Below are 22,549 nucleotides of genomic sequence, written 5' to 3' on the forward strand. Positions count from 1 at the left end.
AAAGTCCCAGCTCAGGCGTCGGGGAACACATGGAACGTGAATGGTTTTTCAGTCTCATTCCGCTGACGATCGGCGTGGCTTTCCTCAGCTTCGGTGTGTACGGGCTTCGCCGCGCCAAGGCGCTGCGCCTCAGGGGTGTCAATGCCCGGGCGCGGATCGTCCGCCATGACGTCGTGCGCAACGACGACGGTGCCAAGTTCCACTACCCGGTCGCGGCCTGGACGGCACAGGACGGGCGCGCCTGCGAGTACGCATCCAGATTCGGCCGCGGAACCGTGACGCACCGCTTCGGTGTGGGGGCGCACGTCATGGTCCGATACGACCCGCAAACCCCCGACCGGTTCGCCATCGAGGGCTGGGACACGAGAGGTGTCGACCTGTTGTTCACCGTGCTGGGGGCGGTGTTCACCGGGGGCACCGTGACGGTCCTGCTCGTGCGGCTCCTCACCCTCTGACCCGTGGCCGCCCCCGGCGCCGTTGGTGACTACGGTCGCGCCGACGGCCCGGCCGTGGAAGGCGCCAGTGCCTCGGTGGCCCGTTCGAGCGCCGCGTCCTCCTCGCTGGTGGCCCGAAGCTGCGGCTGGGCGGCGGGACGGCCCTTGGGCAGGAAGACGGCGAACACCAGCCCACCGGCCACCGCGGCCGTCGCGATCAGGAAGGAGACGCGGAAGCCGTGCATGGTCGGGAGCGCTACGGAACCGAAGTCCTGTGACGTGTTGGCGAGCACCATGCCGATGACGGCGCTCGACACCGACGTACCGATCGAGCGCATCAGGGTGTTGAGGCCGTTGGCCGCGCCCGTCTCGGACGGGTCGACCGCACCGACGATGAGCGCGGGGAGCGAGGAGTAGGCGAGTCCGATGCCCGCGCCGACGACGATCGAGACGACGATGGTCTGCCAGGCCGCGCTCATCAGGCCGAGCCCCGCCCCGTACCCGACCGCGATGATCAGCATGCCGAGGATGAGGGTGGTCTTCGGGCCGTACTTGGCCGAGAGGCGGGCGTAGAGCGGAGCGGTCAGCATCATCGTCAGGCCGAGCGGCGCCACGCACAGGCCGGCGACGACCATCGACTGGCCGAGGCCGTACCCGGTGGCCGAGGGCAGCTGGAGCAGTTGCGGGAGCACCAGCGAAATGGCGTAGAAGGCGACGCCGACCATCATGGACGCGAGGTTGGTGAGCAGGACTTCGCGCCGGGCGGTGGTGCGCAGGTTCACCAGCGGCGCCTTGACGCGCAGCTCCATCACGCCCCACAGGACCAGGACCACGACCGCCGAGCCGAGCAGGCCGAGGGTGGTGGTCGATCCCCAGCCCCAGTCGCTGCCCTTGGTGATCGGGAGGAGTAGGAGGATCAAGCCCGCGGAGAGGCCGAGGGCGCCGAACACGTCGAACGTGCCCTCCGCCTTGACCTTGCTCTCGGGTACGAAGACGAGGGTGAGCAGGATGGCCACCACGCCGAGGCCCGCGGAGCCGAAGAACAGGGTGTGCCAGTTCGTGTGCTGGGCGACCAGGGCCGCGAGCGGCAGCGCGAGTCCGCCGCCGACGCCTATGGAGGAGCTCATCAGGGCCATCGCCGAGCCGAGCTTCTCGCGGGGCAGCTCGTCGCGCATCAGGCCGATGCCGAGCGGGATGGCGCCCATGGCGAAGCCCTGGAGGGCCCGGCCGACGATCATCACGAGGAGTTCGCTGGTGAAACCGGCGATCAGCGAGCCGAGCACCATGATGGCGAGGCTGGCCAGGAGCATGCGGCGCTTGCCGTACAGGTCACCGAGGCGGCCCATGATCGGGGTGGCCACGGCGCCGGCGAGCAGCGTCGAGGTCATGACCCAGGTGGCGTTGGAGGGTGAGGTGCCGAGCAGTTCGGGCAGGTCCTTGATGACCGGGACGAGCAACGTCTGCATCACCGCGACAGTGATGCCGGCGAAGGCGAGTACGGGGACGACACCGCGTATGCCGCGCGTAGCGGCCTGCTGGTCGGTCGTCGGCTGCGACATTAAGGGGCCTCCGGAGGCGGAATCGGGTCGGCGGCGGCAGCTGGATACGTGTAACCCAAACCCGTTTCCCCAGGCGACTATTCCAGTGGACTCCGGTGAATTCCGTACGAGAGTGAATCTTGACCTGGATGGGAAGTGCTTGACCTTTCCATTGCCTTGTCCTGGACTCATCGTGCACCGACACGACCCCCAGGAGACGGCCGGCAATGCGCTGGTGTGCCCGGCCGGCGGGCGCCCACACTGGGGGCGTGATGCTGGCGGGGGATCGGTTGTGTCGCGACCTGCGCGAGGTGTTGGTGCCGGGCGCAGGGGTCGAGGAGACGGGGGCGGCGCTGTCCCGGGTGATCGCGCCGGTGGTGCCGCATGACGCCCTGCGGCTGATGGTGATGAACCCGTCCCTGGGGGTGGGTGCGAGCGCGCTGGGGTTCTGGCACGGGTACGGTCCGGACATCGGCCGCGAGCTGATGAGGCTCGGCAGCCGGGGCGCGGCATTTCCCCAACTGGCCCGCCTGGCACGGCAGACCGGGCCGGTGGTGGCGGATCGTGGCCTGCGCACGGGTTGGTACGACCGGCTGCTCGCCCGGTACGGATTCGGCGAGGAGCTGTGTCTGATCCTGCGGGACAGCCGCGGCGTGTGGGGGCTGCTCGGCCTGAAGCGGGCCGTGGGAGGTCGGCCGTTCGACGCCGATGACACGCACCGCATCACCGGCATCGGGCCGCCGCTGATCGCCGCGCTGCGCGGCTACGTGACCCAGGGGCCCGTCGCGCCCACGGGCAGGCGGCACGAGCTGCCGCCGGGCATGCTCGTCGTCAGCGCCGAGGGAAAGGTCGCGGCGAGGACACCCCAGGCCCGGAACTGGCAGACCGTGATGGCGCATCAGCAGGCGGCACCGGACTGGCTCATCGAGTACTGCTTCGCCGCCCTGTCGTTCGAGGCGCGCGAGCATGCCCGCGACCCGCTCCGCCGCTACCCAAGGGTGTGCACACCGTTGATCGGGTACGGCCAGTGGGCCGCGTTCGAGGCCCAGCCGCTCGGCGACAACGGCGACATCGCCATCACGATCCAGCGTGCCACGGGCACACTGCTGCTCCCCACGTTCTGCGACTGGCACAAGATCACTGACCGGGAACGGCAGGTCATCACGTACCTGCAGGACGGCACCGCGCCCAAACAGATCGCCCGGCTCCTCGGTCTCTCCCTGCACACGGTCAACGACCACCTCGGCGCGGTCTTCCGCAAGACCGGCACCTGCGGGCGCGACGAACTGATGGCCGCCATCACGGCGTGATACCCCAAAGCGGTTCTCGCGCCCGGGGGTTACCGCTGGAACTCCTCTGCCCGGAAGAGCGCCTGGGGCTCGGCGTCAGCGCCGGCCCCAGGCGCTCGGCGCCGTTGCGGTCAGCCGCAGTTGCTGGATATCCGCGTGTACCCGACGTAGAGACCGCCGAAGCTGTTGATGTCCACGGTCTGGCCGCCCTTGCCGACCGTGTTGGACGCCCACGGCACCGTGCCTCCGGCGGTGTAGAGCACGAAGTTCCCGTCCGTCTGGTACACGGCATGGACCGCGTCGGAGCCCCAGGTGTGGGAGGCCCAGCACACCGTCTGATTCCCCTGGTACGTCTTGTAGAGGACCAGGTTGCCGTCCCACTGCATGATCAGACGGTAGACGCGCTGGTCGTTCCAGTTGCCGTAACGCGTCTCGATGTACTCGCCACGGTCCAGGCTCTCACCTTGGTAGAGCATGCCGGAGTAGTTGTGCTGGGCGGCCGCGGTACCGCTACCCATCAGCGAGGCGGTGCACGCCATGACCAAGGACACCAGACCCAAAGCGGCGCGACGCCGTACGCTCTTCGACATTCGACCCGTCCTTCCCCTGCTCTCGTCCGGCCGCGCATGGCAGGCCGAACCATCGGCTCCCGAACCCGCAAGCGCGCCGAAGCGGCCGCTGCCCGGCGTGGGTGTCGCCCTGTGGCGACGGGGAAAGACTGCTCGACTCCGGGCCCTGGCTCCACGATGAGACGGTGCTCTAATCTTCCGCCGTGATCGAGATACGGCTGAGCGGAACCGACCTGTCGCTCATCAGGTTCGCCCGGTCCCCTCTTGAAGAGACCGTGCACAGCCTGGCCGTACTCCACAACCCGCGCCGCCGCGCCCTGCACCGGCCGTGGCTGGACGCCATGCTCGGCCACATCCGTCCGCTCGACCTCGACCTGCTGTTCGCCCTGACCAGCGCACCCCACGCACTGCCCGACTTCCTGTGCACCCCTCCCACCCGCGCCGCCCCCACGTTCGAGGAAGAGCTGGACACCGTACGGGCCGCCACGAGCGAGCAGGTCCGCGCCGGTATCGACGAACTGCGCGGCTCCTCCCCGGTGTCACCGGCCCTGCGACCGCTCTACGACGACGCCACCGGCCATCTCGCCCGGCTCGTCGACCAGCTCGCCGCCTACTGGCGCGCCGCCCTCCATCCGGTGTGGCCCCGACTGCGATCCCTGCTCGACGCCGACATCGCCCATCGCGCCCACTGCCTGACCACCGGTGGCCTCACCGCCCTGTTCGACGACCTCCACCCGGATCTCGGCTACCGCGGAGACTCCCTCCACGTACGCAAGCCGCTGCGCTACCAACGGCCCGTCACGAACCAGGGCGTGCTGCTGGTGCCCACCGTGTTCGGCCAGCGGCTCAGCGTGCTGTACGACGAGAACCGCGCACCCGCCATCGGCTACCCCGCACGCGGCACCGGGGAGGTCTGGACCTCGGCGCCCGACACCGACGGCACACCCCTGGAAGAACTCGTCGGACGCACCCGCGCCAGGATCCTCGCCCACCTGGACATGCCCCTCTCCACCACCAGCGTGGCCGCGTTGGTGGCGATGACCCCGCCGACGGCCAATCACCACCTCGCCGTACTCCGCCGCTGCCGCCTCGTGACCTCCCGGCGATCCGGCCGCGAGGTCCTCTACCAGCGCACCGACCTCGGCACGTCACTCCTCGGTCCGCCATGACACCGACCGTACGAAGCCTTCCGGCAGGGACACGGCTTCCGCACAGGCGGCCGCTCGTGCGGTGCGGCTAAGGTGACGCCTCATGAGTGAACCCACCAGCAGGCCTGGACCAGTCCGCATCCGCGCCCGCATACGTATGGTCGGCGGCCTGCTGGCGTGTTCGATGTTCCTGCTGGGCGGCTGTACGACCAGTGACGCTCACTCGGACAAGTCGGCGCAGACCCCGCCCTCGTCGTCATCCACGGCCGCCGCGCCCGCGCCCTCGCCGGCGAAGACGTGGAGCTCCCCGGCGTTCCCCGGTCCCAAGGCGGAGGTGGCCATGGGCAGGATCGCCACACGATGGGGAATGGAAGTCCACCGGCTGGGCCGCTACGGTGACGGACCGATGGAGGCGAAGCGGATCCTCCCGGAGGGTTTCACTCTGTGGGTGCGGATGAGCAGCGATGACGACGGCCGAGTGCGTCGCGTCGAATGCATGGCACTGAACTCGATGTCCCAGAAGGTGGCAGCCACCCTGGCGGAGTGCGCGGACATCGCGGTGAACGGAAAGGCGACCGCTCACCAGAAGGAGTGGATCTCCGCTCAACTGGCCGTCGCCGACAAGCCGGACGGCCCGGGGGAGTCCACCGACACCCTCACGGAGAGCGGCTTCATCATGCGTCTCGCCGCACGGGACACCGGGACCATCCTCACCATCACCCGCGCTGCGTAGCTGCCGCCCACTGCCAGCAGTGGCGATCGCCAGCGGCCCCTGGCTTCACAATCTGAACGTATGCACACCGCTTGACAGTCAATCAGCCCCACTGGCTTCATAGGTTGCAGTGTGAGTGCGCCGGTCCGGCACGCACACCACGTAGCGCTCCCGACCATCCGCACCCTTGCACGACCGTACGGCGGCCGGTGCCTCGGCACGGCCGCCCGGCTCCAGCACCGCAGCCCGGCCGCTCGGAGCGGGGCGGCCACGTCCCAAGGAGCATCGACGTGAGACATCAGCTCTTTCACGGCGGCCTGCCGCGCCGACTCACCACCGGACGACGGACGGCGGGGATCCTCCTGGCCGCCGCCGCGCTGGTCGCCACGGCGGTCCCGGTCTCCTCGGCCGTGGCCGAGCCCGGCTCCACGGCCGAAGCCCGGCACAGCCGTATGCCGCCCTATCTCGATCCCAAGGTGCCGACGGCGCAGCGCGTGTCCGATCTGCTGGGGCGCATGACGCCGACGGAGAAGTTCGGCCAGATGACCCAGGCCGAACGCGGAGCGGTCGACGCCGATCCCACCCGGATCACCGACCTCAACCTGGGCTCACTGCTGTCGGGCGGCGGATCCACTCCGGCGTCCAACACGCCTGCGGCGTGGGCCGACATGGTCGACGGCTACCAGGCGCACGCCCTCGCGACCCGCCTGCACATCCCGCTGCTCTACGGGGTCGACTCCGTCCACGGGCACGGCAACCTGGTCGGCGCCACGATCTTCCCCCACAACATCGGCATGGGCGCCACGCGCGATCCCCGACTGGTCGCCGAGGAAGCACACATCACGGCGACCGAGACCCGTGCCACCGGACCGCAGTGGGTCTTCGCGCCGTGCGTGTGCGTGGCCCGCGACGACCGGTGGGGCCGTACGTACGAGAGCTTCGGTGAGGATCCCGCGCTGGTCCAGCGGATGGAAAGCGCCATCGACGGCTTCCAGGGCACCCGTACGAAGGACCTCGCCCGGCCCGACCGCGTACTGGCCACGGTCAAGCACTACGCCGGTGACGGCGACACCACGTACGGCACGTCCACGACCAACACCTACACCCTCGACCAGGGCGTCACCCGCACCAGCCATCAGCGCTTCGGCGCCGTCGACCTGGCCCCTTACGTCACCGCCGTACAGGTCCACCACGTAGGAAGCGTCATGCCGTCGTACTCGTCCGTCCAGTGGACCGACGTGCCCGGCAGCACACCGGTCAAGATGAGCGCCAGCAAGGAACTGCTCACGGACGTACTGAAGCGGAAGATCGGCTTCGATGGGTTCCTCATCAGTGACTGGGACGCCGTCACCCAACTCCCTGGGGACTTCGCCACCCAGGTCCGCACATCCGTGAACGCAGGCATGGACATGTTCATGCAGCCCTACAACGCCCCGCAGTTCGAGCAGACGCTCGCCGCCGAGGTCCAGGCCGGACGCGTCCCGATGGCGCGTATCGACGACGCGGTCTCGCGGATTCTGCGCGCCAAGTTCGAGCTCGGCCTGTTCGAACACCCCTACACCAACCGGGCAAACATCGACACGGTCGGGTCGCCCGCCCACCGCGCCGTAGCCCGCCGAGCCGTCGCCGAATCCCAGGTCCTGCTCAAGAACGACCGGCACACCCTGCCGCTGGAACCCTCCCAGCGCATCTACGTCGCCGGAGTCAACGCCAACGACCTCGGCAACCAGGCCGGCGGCTGGACCGTGACCTGGCAGGGCCAGTCCGGCAACAAGGCCTTCCCCGGCACCACGATCCTGCAGGGCATCCAGCACGAGGCGAAGGACGTCACCTACAGCGCCGACGCCACCGCGCCCACGGCCGGCCACGACGTCGGCATCGTCGTCATCGGTGAGACCCCCTACGCGGAAGGCGTCGGCGATGTCGGCAACGGCGGCCACACCCTGAACCTCTCCGCGACCGATCGGGCGAACATCGACCGCGTATGCTCCGCGATCCGTACGTGCCTGGTCCTCGACGTGGCGGGCCGCCCGCAGATCATCACCGACCAACTGCCCAAGGCGGACGCCTTCGTCATGTCCTGGCTTCCGGGCAGCGAGGGCGACGGCGTCGCCGACGTCCTGTTCGGCAAGCGCCCGTTCACCGGGAAGCTCCCCGTCACATGGCCGCGCAGCGAGGCCCAGGAACCGATCAACATCGGCGATGCCCACTACGACCCGCTGTTCCGCTACGGATACGGGCTCACCGCCAGGCGCTGACCCGGCGGTACCGCGGCAGCGCCGCACCGGTTGCACTCCGGTGCGGCGCTGCGCGGTTTCGGGGTCAGGCCTTGACGTTCACCCCGGCCCAGGCGGCGTCCACGGCCTTGACCTCGGCGCTGTTCGCGCCGTAGAGGTCGGCGGCTGCCTTCAAGGTGCCCTCACGGGCGCCGTGGTAGTCGGTGGTGGACGTGAAGTACGTGGTCAGCGCCTTGTACCAGACCTGCACCGCCTTGTCGCGGCCGATGCCGGTGACGGTGGAGCCGTCCGCGGTCGGGCTGTCGTAGTGCACACCGTTGATGTCCTTCGCGCCGCTGCCCTCGGACAGCAGGTAGAAGAAGTGGTTGGCGACACCGGAGGAGTAGTGCACGTCGAGGTTGCCGACGTCGGCGCTCCAGTAGTCGGCCGAACCGCGGCCGTCCTTGCTGGGCTTGTCCTGGTAGCGCAGCGGCTTGCCGTTGCCGAAGATGTCGATCTTCTCGCCGAGCAGGTAGTCGCCCTTGTCCTGGGCGTTGTTGGCGTTCCACTCCACCGCGGTGCCGAAGATGTCCGAGGTGGCCTCGTTCAGGCCGCCGGACTCGCCGGAGTACTCCAGGTTCGCGGTGGCGGAGGTGACACCGTGGCTGAACTCGTGCCCGGCCACGTCGAGCTGGGTCAGCGGCTTCTTGTTGCCGTCGCCGTCGCCGTAGGTGATCGTGAAGGAGCTGTCGTCCCAGAAGGCGTTGACGTACGCGTTGCCGTAGTGAACGCGGGAGACCGGCGCCCGGCCGTCGTTCTTGATGCCGTTGCGGTGCAGGACGTTCTTGTAGAAGTCCCAGGTCTGGGCGGCACCGTAGGCGGCGTCCACGGCGGCGGTCTGGTTGTTGGCGGGGCTGCCGGTGCCCCACTTGTTGTCCGCGTCGGTGAAGACGGTGCCCTTGCCGCTCGTCTTGTGCTTGAGGTCGACGGTGCTGGAGCCGCCGCGCACGCTGTCGACGAGCGAGTAACCCGTCGACGCCTTGGTGGTGTTCAGGCTGACGGTGCCGCTGTACTGGGAGACGCCGGTGCCCACCGCGGCGGCCTGGGAGCCGCCCGGCGCGGCGGCGCCGGAGCCGCCCTTGGCGGTGATGCCGCCGCCTATGTCGCTGATCAGCTGCTTCTCGTACAGCTTCTTGCCCGTGTTGGCGTCGGTGATGACGCGCAGCTTGCTCGGGGTGACGCCGTCGTGCTGGGTGCCGGTGACGACGGTCTCGTAGGCGAGGACGGGCTTGCCGTCGGCGGCCCAGATGACCTTGCGGGGGGCGTCGCCGGTGGCGGCACCCGAGGTCTGCGCGGCCTTGGCGGCCTTGACCGCGGCGGACGTGGCGGCGGTGGGGGTCTGCTTCGGGGTGAGCGAGGCGACCTTGATGGCGGTCTTGACGGCCTTGGTGACGTCCTTGACCGTGCCGTCGGCGGCACGGTGGACGATGAGGTCGCCGCCGAGGACCGGAAGTCCGGCGTAGGTGCGCTCGTAGCGCGTATGGACCGTGCCGTCGGCGTCCTTGATGACGTCCTTGACGACCAGCTCCTCCTTGGCGCCGAGGCCGAGCGCCTGGGCGGTGGCCGCGACGGAGGTGGCGTCGTGGTGCTCCGGAGCGGCACCCGCTGCTGCGGTGGCGGCACCGGCGGCGAGCAGGGCGCCGGTGAGGACGGCGGCGCCGGACGTGAGGGCCAGACGGCGCGCCCTGCCGCCGGTGGGGGAAAGCGAGGACATGGGGAATCTCCAGAGTGTCATGGGGAGTTGGGCGGGATCGCCACCCAACCGTTCAAGGAGGAACTGCCTTGATGGGCACGGACACTCTCAGCCCGTCGCGCACATGTCACGTGGCACAAAAGGTGGTTCGGCCGCACCTGTCGGATTTGCCGCCCGCCTCTTCATGGGAAGGACAAGGCCCCGATACACGCCGACACGGTGGGCACAGGAAACCGCAACACGCTGGAAAAGAATTCCTGCGGTGCATCTGCTTCGCATGCGTGTGCGCGGCGTGGATGTCGGACGCCGACGACACGCATTGGCCCTGACCTGCTCCCGGCTCCTAGGGTCTGTGGCGTGGCAACACGTCTTGTGCAGATCAACATGAAGGCCCATGACGACTCCGGGCTCGGCCGGTTCTGGGCGGAGGCGCTGGGCTGGGGTGTCGACAGCGAGGGCCCCGGCGTGACCAACCTCGAACCCCTGGGCTTCTCCTAGCCCGACCCCGCGGCTGTCTGCATCGACCTCGTCGCCCGCCCGGAGCGCAAAACGGTCAGGAACCGGGTGCACCTCGATCTGGCCACCGCCTCGCCCGCCCATCAGAAGGAGTTGGTCGGGCGCCTGAAGGAGCTCGGCGCGACGCTCGCCGACGTGGGTCAGGGCGATGTCCCCTGGACGGCCATGGCCGACCCCAACACTCCTGACTACCGGTTCTCCGGTACTGCCCCGCCCGTCCCGAACGCAGCAGAAAGCCCCGTCCAAGTTTCGGACGGGGCTTCTTTGTTGCTGGTCAGCCACAGAACGACGACTTCACGGCGGTCACGATGTTCGCGGCTTGGTCGTCAGTGAGGCTCGGCACCGTGCCGCCCTCAAAGCGGCTCCTTGCGTTGCTCTGGACGGTAGCGGCAGGCTTGTCAGCTTTGATGTCCGAGCAGACGTTCCGGGCCCGGTCCACGGCTCTGTCCTCCTTGGCCACTAGGCCGGGCTCGATGGTCCGCAGTGTGCGAATCAGTGAGGCGGTCTGCGCCGTGTCCGGCGAGGGCACCACAGCGGGCTTGGCTGCCTTGCTGGGAGTCTCGGCGGGCTTGACGGGTGCCGATGCGGACGGCTTGGGCTTGGACTCCGCTTCCGCCTTGTCGCTATCATCCTGGAACAGGCTGAGCACTCCGCCGAACGCGAGCACGGCAGCCCCCGCGATGAACCAATTCCGCTTCTTACGTTCCATGGTGCTAGGTCCCCTCCCCTGATCGTGCACAAGATCCTTCCTGCCTATCACGCCGCTTTCCGCAGGTGGGCGCACTTTTCGGCCGCTCATCGGCGCATTACGGGCAGCTCGTCCCACTGCGCTCGCGGCGTGAGACTGCTTGCCGAGCGGTCCGGGCACTGTGTGAGCGTGGCATTGTCGAGACCGAGTGGGGCAAGGGAAGCGGCATGCAGGACAGTTCGGCCGAGTGGGCCCTCCGGCGAGGACGAGCACTCGGGTGACAAGCAGCCGCCCAAGCGGCGAAAAGAAGAAGCCCCGCCCAGCGCCAGTTAGGCGGAGGCGGGGCCTTTGTGACCTACTTCCGTCGTGGAGAACCGAGCATGGGGCACACACAGTGGATTTCACCGCATGTGTGGTGCGGTCGCTCGCCTGCCCGGAACGGGGTGTTCACGAGCTGCGCCGTGTACTCCTCGGGCGGCTCCACATAGGGCGAACTCGTCTTGCACTTGGGGCACGACCAGCGACCGAAGAGCCCCTTCACGGCGTTACCGCAGTTCGTGCACTCGTGCTCGGTGACCTCGGGTAGCTGAGTCATGGCTCTATCTTCTCAGAGTTGCGGGCAGACGCAGTGGTACTGACCACACTTGCTGCACACCGGATGAGGCTGCGGGTTCGGGTTGGGCGTACTCATAGTCTTGCCCTTCTGTCCGAATGGAACCGGCGTTGTGCCATCCGTCCCAAGGCGGGGCGGGGCATGTGGGACAACGGGTCCCCGGCCGTGCCGTGGGGAGTGGAGTACGGCCGGGGCCTGTCGCTGGCCCGACAGTGCTGGTAGAAGCGCCATGGGGTCGGGTCATACCGCGCCGCCTTGCGAAGAGCTTGGCGCGGGGGTTCGGGCGTTCAGCGCGTTGCGACTGCTACACCGACGTACGGTCCTGTCGCCCCGCTGATCAGGATCCGCAGAACGGCGCCATCGCAGAGCAGGTTCCGTAAGAAGCTCACCGGGCGACCTGTCCTAACCGGGCGAGTTCACACAGCCGCTCCACCACGTCGGCAGGAAGGTGCCCGACGTGCACTAGCGGCTTGCCTCGGTGGTCGGCGCTGCCTCGGACGCTGTGGATCGTTCGTTCCTCCGCCCCTGCCTGTCTCAGCGCTTCGCGCATGGCATTGGCGGCGTCCCCAGCAGTGGCGGTTACGTCCCGCCACTGCTGCATGGTCATGGGCATTCCGCGATCACTCCTCGTCCGCTACTCCATTAGTGCTCTAGTTCAGTCTCGGAGTGGCCGAAGCACTCATACAACGGAGTTGGGTGCACTAGTGTGCCAACGTGTTCCCCACCTCAACTCCCAAGAGGGGTACGGCAGATGCCCAGCGAGAAGACGTTCACTAAGATCGCCGACCACTTCCGAGAGCGCATCCTCTCGGGCGAGCTCGGGCCAGGTACGAAGCTCCCGACGAACCGTGAGATCAGCGGGCAATGGCAGGTGGCAGCCGCTACCGTTTCCCGAGCGCTCCAAGCCCTCCAGGTAGAGAACTTCATCAGGACCACCCCGCGCGGCACCTTCGTTGCCGACGAGCCTCTGTGGACGCTCTCGGCGGCTGACAGGCTCGCCAGGGTCCAACGGGTGAAGTCGTTCCTCGCGGAGGGCGAGACCTCACGCGTCACGGCTGCCGAGCTGGTGTCTCCACCCCTGTACGTCGCGGAGATCTTCGATCTGGACAGTGGCGACCAGATGGTTCGGCGCGAGTGGTTGGCGGGGCGCGGCAAAAGCCGCACCGTCTTCGCGGTGGTCTGGTACCCCGCCCCCTTCGCGGCTCTGGTCCCCGACCTCCTCAACACCTCCCCTGGCCGTAACCACTCTCTCTCCGCGCGAGTTCTGGAAGCCACCGGGCGGACGATCACGCATGCCAGGGACGACATGCACGCCAGGGAGGCGGACGCCCGCGAAGCGAGCGCCCTTGCGCTTCCAGTGGGGTCACCGATCCTGGCAGGGGTCCACAGGTGGTCGGACGCTGAGGGCGTCATTGAGTACGGGGAGTGGTGCTTGCCGCCCCGGTTCACGGTCGGCTACGAGTACCGGCCCTGAGACCCGCACCTGGGCCTTGCTGCACGGTCTTCCGGTTGCCGAGCGGTGCGTTAAGAGGGTGCTCCCAGCCCCTTAACCAGGCTGGTCCGTCCTGCCTCTCCGGCCGTTTCCCCAGGTTGGTGGCTCGTGGAGGCAGGAAAAAGGGCTCACGCCCAGCGTGCATGTTCCGATGTTGGGCCGGGATCGCCAGCGGACACGCGCGGGAACTTCCGGGCCGCTCGCCCCTCCGGGAAGCAACCCTCAAACCTATGAGCCCACTTGCCGCCCGAGCGGCCCACAAGCAGAGCGCTTGGAGATGCCGAGTCCACGCAGGCCAAGCCACCATGGCCAAGGGTACGCCGTCACGGAGAGTGCAGGCGTTCCCTCAGCCAAGGCCAGCGAACCGGGATATCGCCATGCCAGACAAGCAGCGCGAAGAGGACCATAAGAACCCCCTCGGCCTCAGCTTCAACCTCGATATGCCGCTCGTTACCCCCGTCTCATAGGACACCGAGTCACCCGAACACGCGGCGCTCGGCAACGCCGCAGGGAAGGGCAGACAGGCAGCCAAGAACGCCGTCCCGACGGAGCAGAGCGGAGGAGCAGCCGCGCCTGCTCTGGAGCCGCCCGAAGAGCCGCAAGACTGACCAGCTCACTGCTGCCCAAGAAGCGCCAGTGAACTGTGCCCGCCTCAGCACGAAACAGCAGCGCCCCCGAACTCTGTGCTCGCCTTCAGCCCGTGGACAGCACCTGCACGTTGCTGTCCACGTCCTAGCCGCCGAGGAACAGCGGGCGTACATGGTCGACGTCCACAGCGTGACCGAGCTTGGGCTACTCGGGGCAGGGTGCCGCCATCACCCGTTCGGGCTACTTCTGGCCGATGCACCCTGGAGTGCCTTCCCCGGGGACGCGTGGGCAAGTCGCCCGAGAAGGCTGGCGCCCGTCTAAGCGAGAGGCGGCGTCCCCGAACTCCGGTAACGGTTTTCAGCCCGTGACACCCCCGGCACAGCACCTGCACGTTGTCCACGTCCTCGCCACCGAGAGACAGCGGGCGCATATGGTACACGTCCACGCCGTCCGGGGGGAAGGTGCCCGTGCACCAGTCGCACCAAGCCGAGCCCCGTTCCTGAACTCGCCGGCGGAGCCGTGCCGCAGCATCACGACGGTTCGCGCGTCGTCGGCTCCGTGCTCGGCGGGTGCGGATACTGGCCCGACCCTCGTACGTCGTGTGGTGACTCTTGCAGCGTCCGCGGTGTGTAGCGGGCTCGGTGCAGTCGATACAGCGTATGTGCATCCCCCCCGGAGGTGAGTTCTGGTCACTGAGCGTTTGCAGCGTTGACGCTCCAGGGTGAGGACGGCAGCGGCCATGGCCGTCATGCGGTTGGGGCTGCAGCGGGCTCTCCGGAAGACGTGCCAGGACTTCGGTCTCGCGACGCTTCGTTCGACGGGTCTTCGTGCCGCTGGCAGGGTACGGTTGGTCGTCCGCTCGGTCGCGGTGAGGTTGTGGTGCGGGCGGCGTCTGATCGGCGTGGTCACCCATGAGCCGGCCCCGATGTAGGCGCGGTCGGCGAGGAGGGCACGCCTTGGCGTTCGCAGATCCGGATGATGTGGTGGGTGCGGGCCGCGGTCAGGTCGTGGGTGCGGCCGGGCAGTGCGGGCAAGATCCACAGCAGCTTGCCCGCAGGGGCAGCCACGACCTACACATTCACGCCCGTGGCGGCGGTGCTTGTGGGAGAAGTCGGCCCGGCTGTCACCGACCCGGTCGCATTGGGCGAGCGTTCCGTCGAGCAGGACGTGATCGGGATCCGTCTCCTGCAGGACCCGCAGCAGCCCGGGCGTCCGGCGGGAGAGATGGCTGACGACGGCGGCGACGTAGGCATGGGCAGTGCCGACGGATATGCCGAAACCGGCGGCGATCTGCGCGAGCGTGTCGTGCCGACGAAGGTAGACCAAGCCGACGAGAGCACGCTGGTGCGGCGGGAGCTTGCAGCGGCGGTCATCCTCATGGGTGACGATGAACATGGTTACCCACTCGACAAGGGCGTGCGGGAGGCCGAATGCGGCAGGATTGGGAACTAACGAGGCTCCTGGGCTGATGAGTTGAGACGTCGAACACCTCTCTCAACGGCACAGGAGCCTCGTGCGTTGCGGGAGGCCGCCCCGTCACCCGACCGGTGGCCACTCTGAAAACGCTCAATGATCCTTACGGCGTCCGGGTCAGGGACGAGCGTCCAACCCACCCCACCGTGCTCGGCGGGCATGGGGGCAGGCATGCAGCCATAAGGGGGGCGACCTCCACCGCGCCACCGAAGCGGCATCTTGCGGATAGCGGCCATGGCGCCCGTAACGCGGTCTTTGGTGCTCTGCGATTCGACCTGCGCAGCGAACGCCAGCATGAGCATTATGAGTTCGCTCATGGGGTCCATGGGGTTGCGGAAGTCGAAGACGAGCCGGCGCCTCGCCGACGCCCTCGGCGAAGACGAGCACCTTGTGGTGCTCACAGGCCCACTTCGCGAGCTCATGCATGTGCGCCATAGACCGGATCGCGCGGTCAAAACGCCACCACACCAGGACGTCAAAGTCATCACGACGCGCGGAGCCATCCGCCAAGCTGCGGACGGTCGAACGGGCCGAAGGAGGACGCGCTGACGTTGAGGTCTACAGCCTCCCGAAGCTGGTCACCCTCGCCAAAGTCGACGCGTTGATGCCACCATGCCCGCACTCCAGAACCTCCAGTTCTGAGTCTTGGGAGACCCGGAAGGCAACGAGTTCTGCCTCCTCAGCCCTCGCTGACCCTGCTCCTGCCGGTTCCGGGCCGGTGGCGCGGAGCGCGTGGCGTCGATTGCGGAGCATGGCCCGACCCGGTCGGCGAACACGGGGCGAGCGTTTTCTCCAGCCGCCTACCGCATGCGGGAAAGTGCTGTCTGCATGGCGCGCGTCAGTGTCGTGCGGTGCTGGGTGAAAGGCGACTTCCACCTCATGGTGCGGCTCCCCGCTCACCACGGCATCGCGGTAGGCGACCAGCAGATGCACCGACTGCCGGGGCATCTCCGCCAGTTCCTGCGGTGCGGCCAAGTGCAGTCGTATACGCGAGGGAAACACGTCATGGTCGGTCAACGCGTCCTGAGCGCGACGCAACCCCTCGTCGTCAGGACCGGTCCGGCCCGCGTGGAGTATCCGCTTCCTGGCCTGCCGTGGTGGCTGAGAGCCGGTGTACCGCACCAGCCTGCCCGGTTCCTCGAAGGGGCGCCGAGCGGCCCAGCCCTCTTCTGCCGTGTCCCCGTGGGTTTGTCGGGAGTTCCGTTTACGCCGTGGGCAGTTGGGACAGGAACGTGCGTACCGTAGTGGTGAACTGGTCGGGGGCGTCACAATGCACGACGTGCCCGGCCGGGAGTTCGGCCAGCCGGGCCTGACCGGCCCGGCGGGCGATCATTTCCCGGGCATGGTCCTGCGTCAGTACAACGCTGTCCGTTCCGCGCACCAGGAGGGTCGGGCAGGTCACCGCCTCCCAGTCACCCCAGTAGTCGCCGGTGAGGGCCTTGTGGGACCGCACCGTGTGATCCATGTCGAACGAGTATCCCCAGCCGTCGTCGAACTGGCGGAAGGAACACTCGAGGTAGGGCGCCATCGATCCGAGAGCCGAGGCCAATGCCTGGCGGGAGGGTGCCTGGCGGGGCAGCTGCGTGGTCAACGACCAGTCGGCGTCGACCACGGCGCCGACGTCCTCGACGATCAGAGCGGTGACCTGGCCTGTGTGCCGGGCGGCGTATTGATAGGCATTCACACCGCCCAAGGAGTGACCGAGAACCGGAACCGGGCCGAGCCCGAGATGACGGTGGAAAGCGGCGATGTCAGCGACGTAGTCGGCCCGTTGGTAGCTTTCGGCACGGTCGGACTCACCATGTCCACGCTGGTCCAGAGCAATCACTCTCCACCGCGGCGCCAGCGCCTCAGCCAGCGGGGCGAACACCGAGGCCTCGTTGTAATGCCCGTGAAACGCCAGAATCGGGAGTCCCGGGCCACCGAAGTCCAGGAAGGACAAGCGCCGCTGATCAACTGTGAAGAACTCACGCATGACGCGCATACTAGGTGCGGGTCTCCTGGCTGGGGATCGGCGCGAGGGGCTTCCGCGGAGTCTCGTGGAATCGTGATGGTGCATTCATGAGCACCACGCACTACTGCTTCCTGTGATGTGCGGGCTGCCATCGCGTCGGGGGTCCGGCCCGGCCGCAGTGCGTCGGTCAGCTCAGGTGAGAAGTTTCGCGAGCACAGCCATCTCGGTGGGTGGGTCGATCACCGGCTGGATGAGGAGTTCGTCGACGCCGGCCTGTTCCAGGGTGGTGATGCGGGCGAGGAGGTCGTCGCGGGTGCCGACCAGGGCCAGGGTGTTCATCAGCGAGGGCACGACCAGGTCCCGGTCCTGCGGTGCGATGCGTCCGAGGTAGTTGGGGTAGAGCTTGGTGTGCCGGTCCGGCGCGGTGGCGGTGGTGCCGCGCCGGTCCAGGAGCCGACGTACCGCCTCGCGTTCGTCGGAGCCGAGTTGCTCGACGAGGGCGGGTGTGTCGGCGGCAGTGTCGGCGGCGAAGGCCAGCAGCGACAGGACGAGGTGGCCCGTCGCGTCCCGGGCCGCGTCGCCGTGGGGGTCCTCGTCCTCGTCGAGCAGGTGGAGCGCGGTTACCACGTAGGAGTCCACCCGGGAGCCCGTGGGGGAGTCGGGTTCGCGGGGTGTGTCCTGGGCGGCGTGGCGGCGGGTCTCGTGCAGCGCCTGCCACCCGGCGGGGTCCAGCAGGCCGAAGGAGATGAGGCCGGTGCCCCGGCGGCCGGCGACGGCGGCGGCCTTCGGTCCGAGCAGCGCGGCCACGACGAACTCGATCGGGTCGGCCGTGTTCACGTGCGCCCCGGCGTGCAGGAACCGGATGTCGCGGACCCGGTCGCCTTCGCGGTACTCGGTCGAACGCCCGGCACACAGGTCCTGCAGCACGGCGGTGAAGTTCTCCAGCCTGGCCGCAGTGGTCGGCCGCATGCCCAGAGTGCGCCGGGCGGTGTTCCCGGTGCCGACGCCGCAGATGATCCGGCCCGGTGCCAGGGCGTTGAGGCTGACGAGTCCGCTCGCGGTGGCCGGGGCCGAGCGCAGCGCCGGTGAGGTCACGCCGATGCCGAGCCTGATGCGGCTGGTGGCCTTCGCGCACAGGCTCAGGGCGACGAACGGGTCGCCGTGGACCATCGGGGTGTCGTTGACCCAGAAGCTGTGCAAGCCCAACTCCTCGGCCCGCACGGCGAGTTTCTCCGCACCGGGCTGCGCGGCGACAACCACGCCTGCACGCATCAATACCTCCGAGGTGTGAGGATCGATCGCATCGAACCTGCCCAGCATGGCAGGTCCCGGAGCAGGGCAGCGGCAAAGTCGCGTGAACTTGTGGCGTTGCGGGGCGGGGTGGCCCCCTGGAGAAGGGCCGCCTCGTCAGCGGGTCAGCAGGCGAGTGCTGCCTGCTGCCCGGAGCGGACAGTCGTACCGTCCCGGAACCGGGTCGGCCCGAAGCCGCGCAGATACGGTGCGAGTACGTAGGCACCCTGGCCGGCCAGGCCCGTGGCGACGTCGTCGAACGCCCTTACGTCGTAGGGGAATCCATGGAGCGGGATCACCGGCGTGGCATCGGGATCACCCGCGTACTCGTAGGCGATGTCCAGTACGGGGGTCGCAACCTGTCCTGATGATGAGAAGGCCATTGTGTGATCATGGCATGGCTCTATCTCGCGCCGCCCGGGACCACGAGGCCGGTTTCGTAGGCGGTGACTACGGCTTGGGCGCGGCTGCGCAGGTCGAGCTTGTGCATGGTGCGGTGGATATGGGTCTTGACGGTTGCCTCGCTCACATACAGCTCATGGGCGATTTCATCATTGGCCAGCCCCTTTCCGACTAATCGGAGCACTTCCGTCTCGCGCACGGTGAGCTGGTGCAGGCTCTCGGGTCGGCGGGCGGCCTCGCCCGGTCGTGGTGCGTAGGCCTCGATCAGCCGGCGCGTCACGGACGGCGCGAAGAGCATGTCGCCGGACCGGATCGCCGAGATCGCGGCGATGAGGCGGTCCGGCGGGATGTCCTTGAGGAGGAAGCCGCAGGAACCGGCGCGCAGTGCGCCGTACACGTACTCGTCCGTGTCGAAGGTCGTCAGGACGATGATCTTGGGTGCGGGGGAGGTGCGCTGGGCCAGGATGCGCTCGGTCGTCGTGATGCCGTTCATGCCCGGCAGACGGATGTCCATCAGGATCACGTCCGGGTGGTGTTCCGCTGCCATGGTCACGGCCGTCTCGCCGTCCGCGGTCTCCAGGACGGACGAGAATCCGGGGGTGGCGCGCAGGATGGCTGCCAGTCCCGCCCGAATGAGGTCTTGGTCGTCCACAACCAGCACTCTGGTCACAGCGGGCTCCCCCATGATGTCCACCGCGGTCAAGCAGTCTCCGTTACCCGTCGCGCGTCGTCGGTCGGCAGGGTGAGCCGGACTTCGAATCCCCCTTCGCGGCGCGCACCGGCAACTAGCGTACCTCCGTAGGCTTTTGCTCTCTCGCGCATACCGATCAAGCCTTGCCCGGAGCCCTGGGGCGATGCGACGGGATCGGCGGTCCCGCCGTCGTCGCGCACGGTGATGACCAGGGTGTCCGGAAGGTATCCGACGGTGATCTCCGCCCGGGTTCTGCCCGCGTGTTTGACCACGTTGGTCAGCGCCTCCTGTACGACCCGGAACGCGCACATCTCCAGTCCTGGAGGCAGGGAGTCGGGCTCTCCCTCGGTCCGGATCGCGACGTCGACACCGGTCGCCCTCACGCGTGCGGCAAGTTCGTCGAGCCTGCTGAGCGCGGACGCGGCGGTTTCCTGTGGGTCGGGGACGTCGTCCTCGTCGACGTCGACCCGGAGCACGGACAGGAGCCTACGCAGATCCGCCAGCGCCTCACGGCCCGCCCCGGCGATGTTGTCCAACGCGGCGCGGGCGGTGTCGGGCTCCGACGAGAAGACATATCCGGCCAGTCCGGCCTGGACCGTGATCACCGACATATGGTGGGCGACGACATCGTGCAGTTCCCTGGCGATACGTATACGTTCGTCCACCACCGCCCGCCGGGCCCGCTCCTGCTGCTCTCGCTTCAACTGCTCGGTGAGTCGCCTGAGTTCGCGGTTGCGCTCGGTCAACAGGCGCTGAGTGCGGCCGAGGAAGACAGCGACAAGGGACACGAGCAGGGCCTGCCCGGCGGACATGAGCAGTGACAGGTGACCCGCCAGCCCGCTGTGCAGCAATGCCCCGCACGTGAGTACGGCGCCCACGGCGGACGTCCGCAGGGATCGCCGCGCCGTCAGGCTGACGAGGGCGATCATCGGCGCCCACCAGTTCACCGTGGGCTGGTATCCGAGAGCCAGATACAGGGAGTACGCCGCGCACGTGGCGGCCAGGGCGGACATCGGGGCCGCCCTTCGCCAGACCACGGGCAGCGCCACCAGGCAGCTGAGCAGGTAGGCGCGGCTGTCGAAGAGGGCCCATCCGGCGGGATGGTATTCGTGTCCGGTGACGCAGGCACTCGCGGCGATGGCGGCGGCGAGCGTGATGTCGAACATCTGCCGCCGCCGACGGACGGGCCAGGTGCCGCCGGGCGTCGTGATCTTCGTACGCATCGCTCGACGCTATCGCCGGGCCCAACTGGTGTCATCAGCCTGGCGGTTGAAGCCACGGGCCGGCGAAGTCGAGCCGTGCGCCTCGGCCGCCGCGTACAGGACACGCCAGCCCCTCCAAATCCGCCGCCACGTCGGGCCACCGCACGCCGGATCCGTCACCCTGCGGCGCGCAGTTGAAGAAGGTACGTCGCGGTCAGCGCGACGGCACGTTCCTCGTCGTGCGACAGCTCCATGAGGGCACGTGACGCCGTGGCGCCCGGGATGCCCGCCAGTGCCTGGGTCAGCCGCCCGCGTGCGGGCGCGGTGGTGGCGTCGTGGGCGAGGCGGTCGACGAGCCCGGTCGCGATCCGATCCGCCGTCGCGGTGTCGCTCGCCAGCACGCTCAGCGCATCGGCCGCGTCGGTGTCGTTCCTGCCCTGCTCGATCATGTCGATGAGCGTCGGGATCCCCTCGGCCACTCCCCGCGTGCCCAGTGCCAGGGCCGCGACCCCGCGGACCACGACGTCGGGGTTCGCGAGAGCGGCTCGCAGCTGCTCGGTGGCCTCGCCGCCGGGCAGTTCGGCGAGCGAGCGAACGGCACTTTCGCGCACGGCGGCCACCGGGGAGTCGAGGCCCCGCGCCAGCAGGGCAGAGCCGCTGTCGCCCGATCGCGCCAGGGCCCATCGAAGGGCTCCGGCGACATTCGGATCCGTCTCGCTCAGCACCGCCTCGACCAGGGCCTCCACCGGTACCGGAACCTCGGCGACCGAGGACAGGGCCGCGCGCTGGCGTGCGTCGGCGCTCTTCGATCCCAACGCCTGGAGGAGCGCGACGACTTGGAGGACGTCCTCCAAGTCTTCGGGTTCCGTGGCGTCGATCCGGCGCAGCTGCGTGAGCAGCTCGGTTTCCGCCGCGATGCGTTCGCGCGTCTGTCGGATGAGGTCGCCGACGAGCGCCGACGGAGTGGATCCGGGGTCGTCGAGCGCGCGCCCGATCTCGCGCAGCGACAGCCCCAGTGACCGCAGGCTCTCGATCTGGAAGATCCGCCGGATGTCCTCGGGGGAGTACTCCCGATAGCCGGAGCCCGTACGACCCGAAGGCCGTACCAGGCCGAGCGATTCGTAATGCCTGAGCATGCGGGCACTGACCCCGGACCGTCGCGCCACCTCACCGATCAACACGTCTTATCTTCCCTTCTGCCCGTCCCCGCCGAGAGCCACGACGCGCTTCGCCTCTTCGATCGCGAACTCGAATCCGGTGTCCGGGTCGTGCAGCAGCCGTTCGGTGGCGAGCGCGTGTGCGCGTACGCCAGGGGTCGACGTCGCAGCACGCAGAGCCGGTACGACAACGTCGCCCAGCGCGACCAGTGCCCGGCTCAGGCTCAGCTGGGTCTCCCGGTTGCCGCGCCCGAGCTGTGTCGCCAGCACCGCGGCCAACGCGGGCTCCTCGCCCTCCGGGACGAGGACGACCGCGGTCCGCCAGGCGGTCCGCGCGACTTCGTCGTCGGCGTCGGACAGCAACTCCCGTGTGATCACCGGCCATGCCCGCCGGTCTCCGATCTTGGACAGCGTGTGCAGCGCCTGACTCCGTTCCTGCGGCTGCTCGCAGCGGACCGCGCGGATCAGCTCGGGGAGCGTCAGGGACACCGGGTGGCGGGTGAGCGCCCAGGTCAGCATGTCGCGGACGAAGAACTCCGGCTCGACCGCGCAGCGCTCGAGGAGCTTGCCGATGAACTGAGGATCGGGTGTCGTGCCGACCGCCAGAGCGGCCCGCAGCCGTACGGAGGAGCGGCTGTCCTCCAGCGCCTGGAGTGCGCGTATCGCATTCGTGTCCTGCTCTGTGATCGTCATCGGACCACCTCCTTGGCCAGCAGTGAAGGCCTTGTCACTGTGTCAAGGTCAAGTGGAGCGCCCGCCGGCACTGGCCCGGCAGCGTGGAGCGGCGGATGTCGGCGCGGTGCCGGGGGAGGGGGCGCCGGATG

Annotated in this window: 15 protein-coding genes and 5 pseudogenes; 7 read left to right on the top strand and 13 right to left on the bottom strand. The window is 68.6% G+C overall.

Going from position 1 to position 22,549, the window contains the following annotated elements:
* The first annotated feature begins 29 nt into the window (after nucleotides 1-29).
* Complete coding sequence (locus BX283_RS36845; protein WP_101391726.1) at nucleotides 30-455, top strand: DUF3592 domain-containing protein; 426 nt, start codon at nucleotides 30-32, stop codon at nucleotides 453-455.
* A 29-nt stretch (nucleotides 456-484) separates the two neighbouring features.
* On the opposite strand, the gene BX283_RS36850 is transcribed toward BX283_RS36845, so the two are convergent.
* On the bottom strand, nucleotides 485-1,993 hold the full coding sequence (locus tag BX283_RS36850; RefSeq protein WP_257584127.1) for an MFS transporter: 1,509 nt from the start codon (nucleotides 1,991-1,993) through the stop codon (nucleotides 485-487).
* 296 nt (nucleotides 1,994-2,289) lie between these two features.
* Here BX283_RS36850 and BX283_RS41890 point away from each other — a divergent pair, with 296 nt between their 5' ends.
* A complete protein-coding gene (locus BX283_RS41890) occupies nucleotides 2,290-3,282 on the top strand; it encodes a helix-turn-helix transcriptional regulator (RefSeq protein ID WP_257584128.1) in 993 nt (330 codons plus the stop codon).
* A 110-nt stretch (nucleotides 3,283-3,392) separates the two neighbouring features.
* On the opposite strand, the gene BX283_RS36860 is transcribed toward BX283_RS41890, so the two are convergent.
* On the bottom strand, nucleotides 3,393-3,851 hold the full coding sequence (locus BX283_RS36860; RefSeq protein ID WP_101391727.1) for a hypothetical protein: 459 nt from the start codon (nucleotides 3,849-3,851) through the stop codon (nucleotides 3,393-3,395).
* Between the two features lie 182 nt (nucleotides 3,852-4,033).
* On the opposite strand from BX283_RS36860, the gene BX283_RS36865 reads away from it, so the two are divergent.
* From BX283_RS36865 to BX283_RS36875, 3 genes and pseudogenes are all read left to right on the top strand, one after another.
* Nucleotides 4,034-4,999, top strand: a complete 966-nt coding sequence (locus BX283_RS36865; protein WP_101391728.1) for a DUF5937 family protein — start codon at nucleotides 4,034-4,036, stop codon at nucleotides 4,997-4,999.
* An 82-nt stretch (nucleotides 5,000-5,081) separates the two neighbouring features.
* A complete protein-coding gene (locus BX283_RS40175) occupies nucleotides 5,082-5,711 on the top strand; it encodes a hypothetical protein (protein WP_143676564.1) in 630 nt (209 codons plus the stop codon).
* A gap of 311 nt (nucleotides 5,712-6,022) precedes the next feature.
* Nucleotides 6,023-7,936: pseudogene (locus BX283_RS36875) on the top strand (glycoside hydrolase family 3 protein); the annotation flags it as partial.
* Between the two features lie 76 nt (nucleotides 7,937-8,012).
* Here BX283_RS36875 and BX283_RS36880 read toward each other — a convergent pair.
* Nucleotides 8,013-9,680: a M4 family metallopeptidase gene (locus BX283_RS36880; protein ID WP_101391731.1), complete on the bottom strand. Its 1,668-nt coding sequence runs from the start codon at nucleotides 9,678-9,680 to the stop codon at nucleotides 8,013-8,015.
* Between the two features lie 336 nt (nucleotides 9,681-10,016).
* On the opposite strand from BX283_RS36880, the pseudogene BX283_RS36885 reads away from it, so the two are divergent.
* Nucleotides 10,017-10,367 (top strand): annotated as a pseudogene (locus tag BX283_RS36885) (VOC family protein); the annotation flags it as partial.
* An 82-nt stretch (nucleotides 10,368-10,449) separates the two neighbouring features.
* Here BX283_RS36885 and BX283_RS40180 read toward each other — a convergent pair.
* Nucleotides 10,450-10,884, bottom strand: coding sequence for a DUF732 domain-containing protein (locus BX283_RS40180; RefSeq protein WP_143676565.1), 435 nt, complete (start codon nucleotides 10,882-10,884; stop codon nucleotides 10,450-10,452).
* A gap of 1,343 nt (nucleotides 10,885-12,227) precedes the next feature.
* Between BX283_RS40180 and BX283_RS36900 the strand changes: the two genes are divergently transcribed.
* Nucleotides 12,228-12,950: a GntR family transcriptional regulator gene (locus tag BX283_RS36900; protein ID WP_101391734.1), complete on the top strand. Its 723-nt coding sequence runs from the start codon at nucleotides 12,228-12,230 to the stop codon at nucleotides 12,948-12,950.
* 1,311 nt (nucleotides 12,951-14,261) lie between these two features.
* Here the strand turns inward: BX283_RS36900 and BX283_RS36910 are convergent.
* The 9 genes and pseudogenes from BX283_RS36910 to BX283_RS36950 all read right to left on the bottom strand — a co-directional run.
* Nucleotides 14,262-14,951 (bottom strand): annotated as a pseudogene (locus BX283_RS36910) (transposase family protein); the annotation flags it as partial.
* A gap of 167 nt (nucleotides 14,952-15,118) precedes the next feature.
* Nucleotides 15,119-15,627 (bottom strand): annotated as a pseudogene (locus BX283_RS41895) (recombinase family protein); the annotation flags it as partial.
* 606 nt (nucleotides 15,628-16,233) lie between these two features.
* On the bottom strand, nucleotides 16,234-17,004 hold the full coding sequence (locus BX283_RS36920) for an alpha/beta fold hydrolase (RefSeq protein WP_306822842.1): 771 nt from the start codon (nucleotides 17,002-17,004) through the stop codon (nucleotides 16,234-16,236).
* Between the two features lie 171 nt (nucleotides 17,005-17,175).
* A complete protein-coding gene (locus tag BX283_RS36925) occupies nucleotides 17,176-18,255 on the bottom strand; it encodes an LLM class flavin-dependent oxidoreductase (protein ID WP_101392814.1) in 1,080 nt (359 codons plus the stop codon).
* A gap of 143 nt (nucleotides 18,256-18,398) precedes the next feature.
* Nucleotides 18,399-18,656 (bottom strand): alpha/beta fold hydrolase, encoded by a 258-nt coding sequence (locus BX283_RS36930; protein WP_257584132.1) that lies wholly within the window; start codon nucleotides 18,654-18,656, stop codon nucleotides 18,399-18,401.
* 20 nt (nucleotides 18,657-18,676) lie between these two features.
* The gene (locus tag BX283_RS36935) at nucleotides 18,677-19,360 is read right to left on the bottom strand and encodes a response regulator transcription factor (RefSeq protein WP_101392815.1); all 684 of its coding nucleotides are present in this window, start codon (nucleotides 19,358-19,360) and stop codon (nucleotides 18,677-18,679) included.
* Between the two features lie 14 nt (nucleotides 19,361-19,374).
* A complete protein-coding gene (locus BX283_RS36940) occupies nucleotides 19,375-20,589 on the bottom strand; it encodes a sensor histidine kinase (protein WP_257584134.1) in 1,215 nt (404 codons plus the stop codon).
* A 155-nt stretch (nucleotides 20,590-20,744) separates the two neighbouring features.
* Complete coding sequence (locus tag BX283_RS36945) at nucleotides 20,745-21,749, bottom strand: MerR family transcriptional regulator (RefSeq protein WP_101391736.1); 1,005 nt, start codon at nucleotides 21,747-21,749, stop codon at nucleotides 20,745-20,747.
* 3 nt (nucleotides 21,750-21,752) lie between these two features.
* A pseudogene (locus BX283_RS36950) lies at nucleotides 21,753-22,456 on the bottom strand (HEAT repeat domain-containing protein).
* Between the last annotated feature and the right edge of the window lie 93 nt (nucleotides 22,457-22,549).

The sequence above is a fragment of the Streptomyces sp. TLI_146 genome, from assembly GCF_002846415.1.
Classification (GTDB): Bacteria; Actinomycetota; Actinomycetes; order Streptomycetales; family Streptomycetaceae; genus Streptomyces.

Bases quoted from the DNA above. Each gene is read 5' to 3' on its own strand.
- BX283_RS36845 (WP_101391726.1), top strand. From the start codon at position 30: ATGGAACGTGAATGGTTTTTCAGTCTCATTCCGCTGACGATCGGCGTG.
- BX283_RS36880 (WP_101391731.1), bottom strand. From the start codon at position 9,680: ATGTCCTCGCTTTCCCCCACCGGCGGCAGGGCGCGCCGTCTGGCCCTC.
- BX283_RS40175 (WP_143676564.1), top strand. From the start codon at position 5,082: ATGAGTGAACCCACCAGCAGGCCTGGACCAGTCCGCATCCGCGCCCGC.
- BX283_RS36940 (WP_257584134.1), bottom strand. From the start codon at position 20,589: ATGCGTACGAAGATCACGACGCCCGGCGGCACCTGGCCCGTCCGTCGG.
- BX283_RS36850 (WP_257584127.1), bottom strand. From the start codon at position 1,993: ATGTCGCAGCCGACGACCGACCAGCAGGCCGCTACGCGCGGCATACGC.
- BX283_RS36925 (WP_101392814.1), bottom strand. From the start codon at position 18,255: ATGCGTGCAGGCGTGGTTGTCGCCGCGCAGCCCGGTGCGGAGAAACTC.
- BX283_RS36860 (WP_101391727.1), bottom strand. From the start codon at position 3,851: ATGTCGAAGAGCGTACGGCGTCGCGCCGCTTTGGGTCTGGTGTCCTTG.
- BX283_RS36900 (WP_101391734.1), top strand. From the start codon at position 12,228: ATGCCCAGCGAGAAGACGTTCACTAAGATCGCCGACCACTTCCGAGAG.
- BX283_RS40180 (WP_143676565.1), bottom strand. From the start codon at position 10,884: ATGGAACGTAAGAAGCGGAATTGGTTCATCGCGGGGGCTGCCGTGCTC.
- BX283_RS36930 (WP_257584132.1), bottom strand. From the start codon at position 18,656: ATGGCCTTCTCATCATCAGGACAGGTTGCGACCCCCGTACTGGACATC.
- BX283_RS36920 (WP_306822842.1), bottom strand. From the start codon at position 17,004: ATGCGTGAGTTCTTCACAGTTGATCAGCGGCGCTTGTCCTTCCTGGAC.
- BX283_RS36935 (WP_101392815.1), bottom strand. From the start codon at position 19,360: ATGGGGGAGCCCGCTGTGACCAGAGTGCTGGTTGTGGACGACCAAGAC.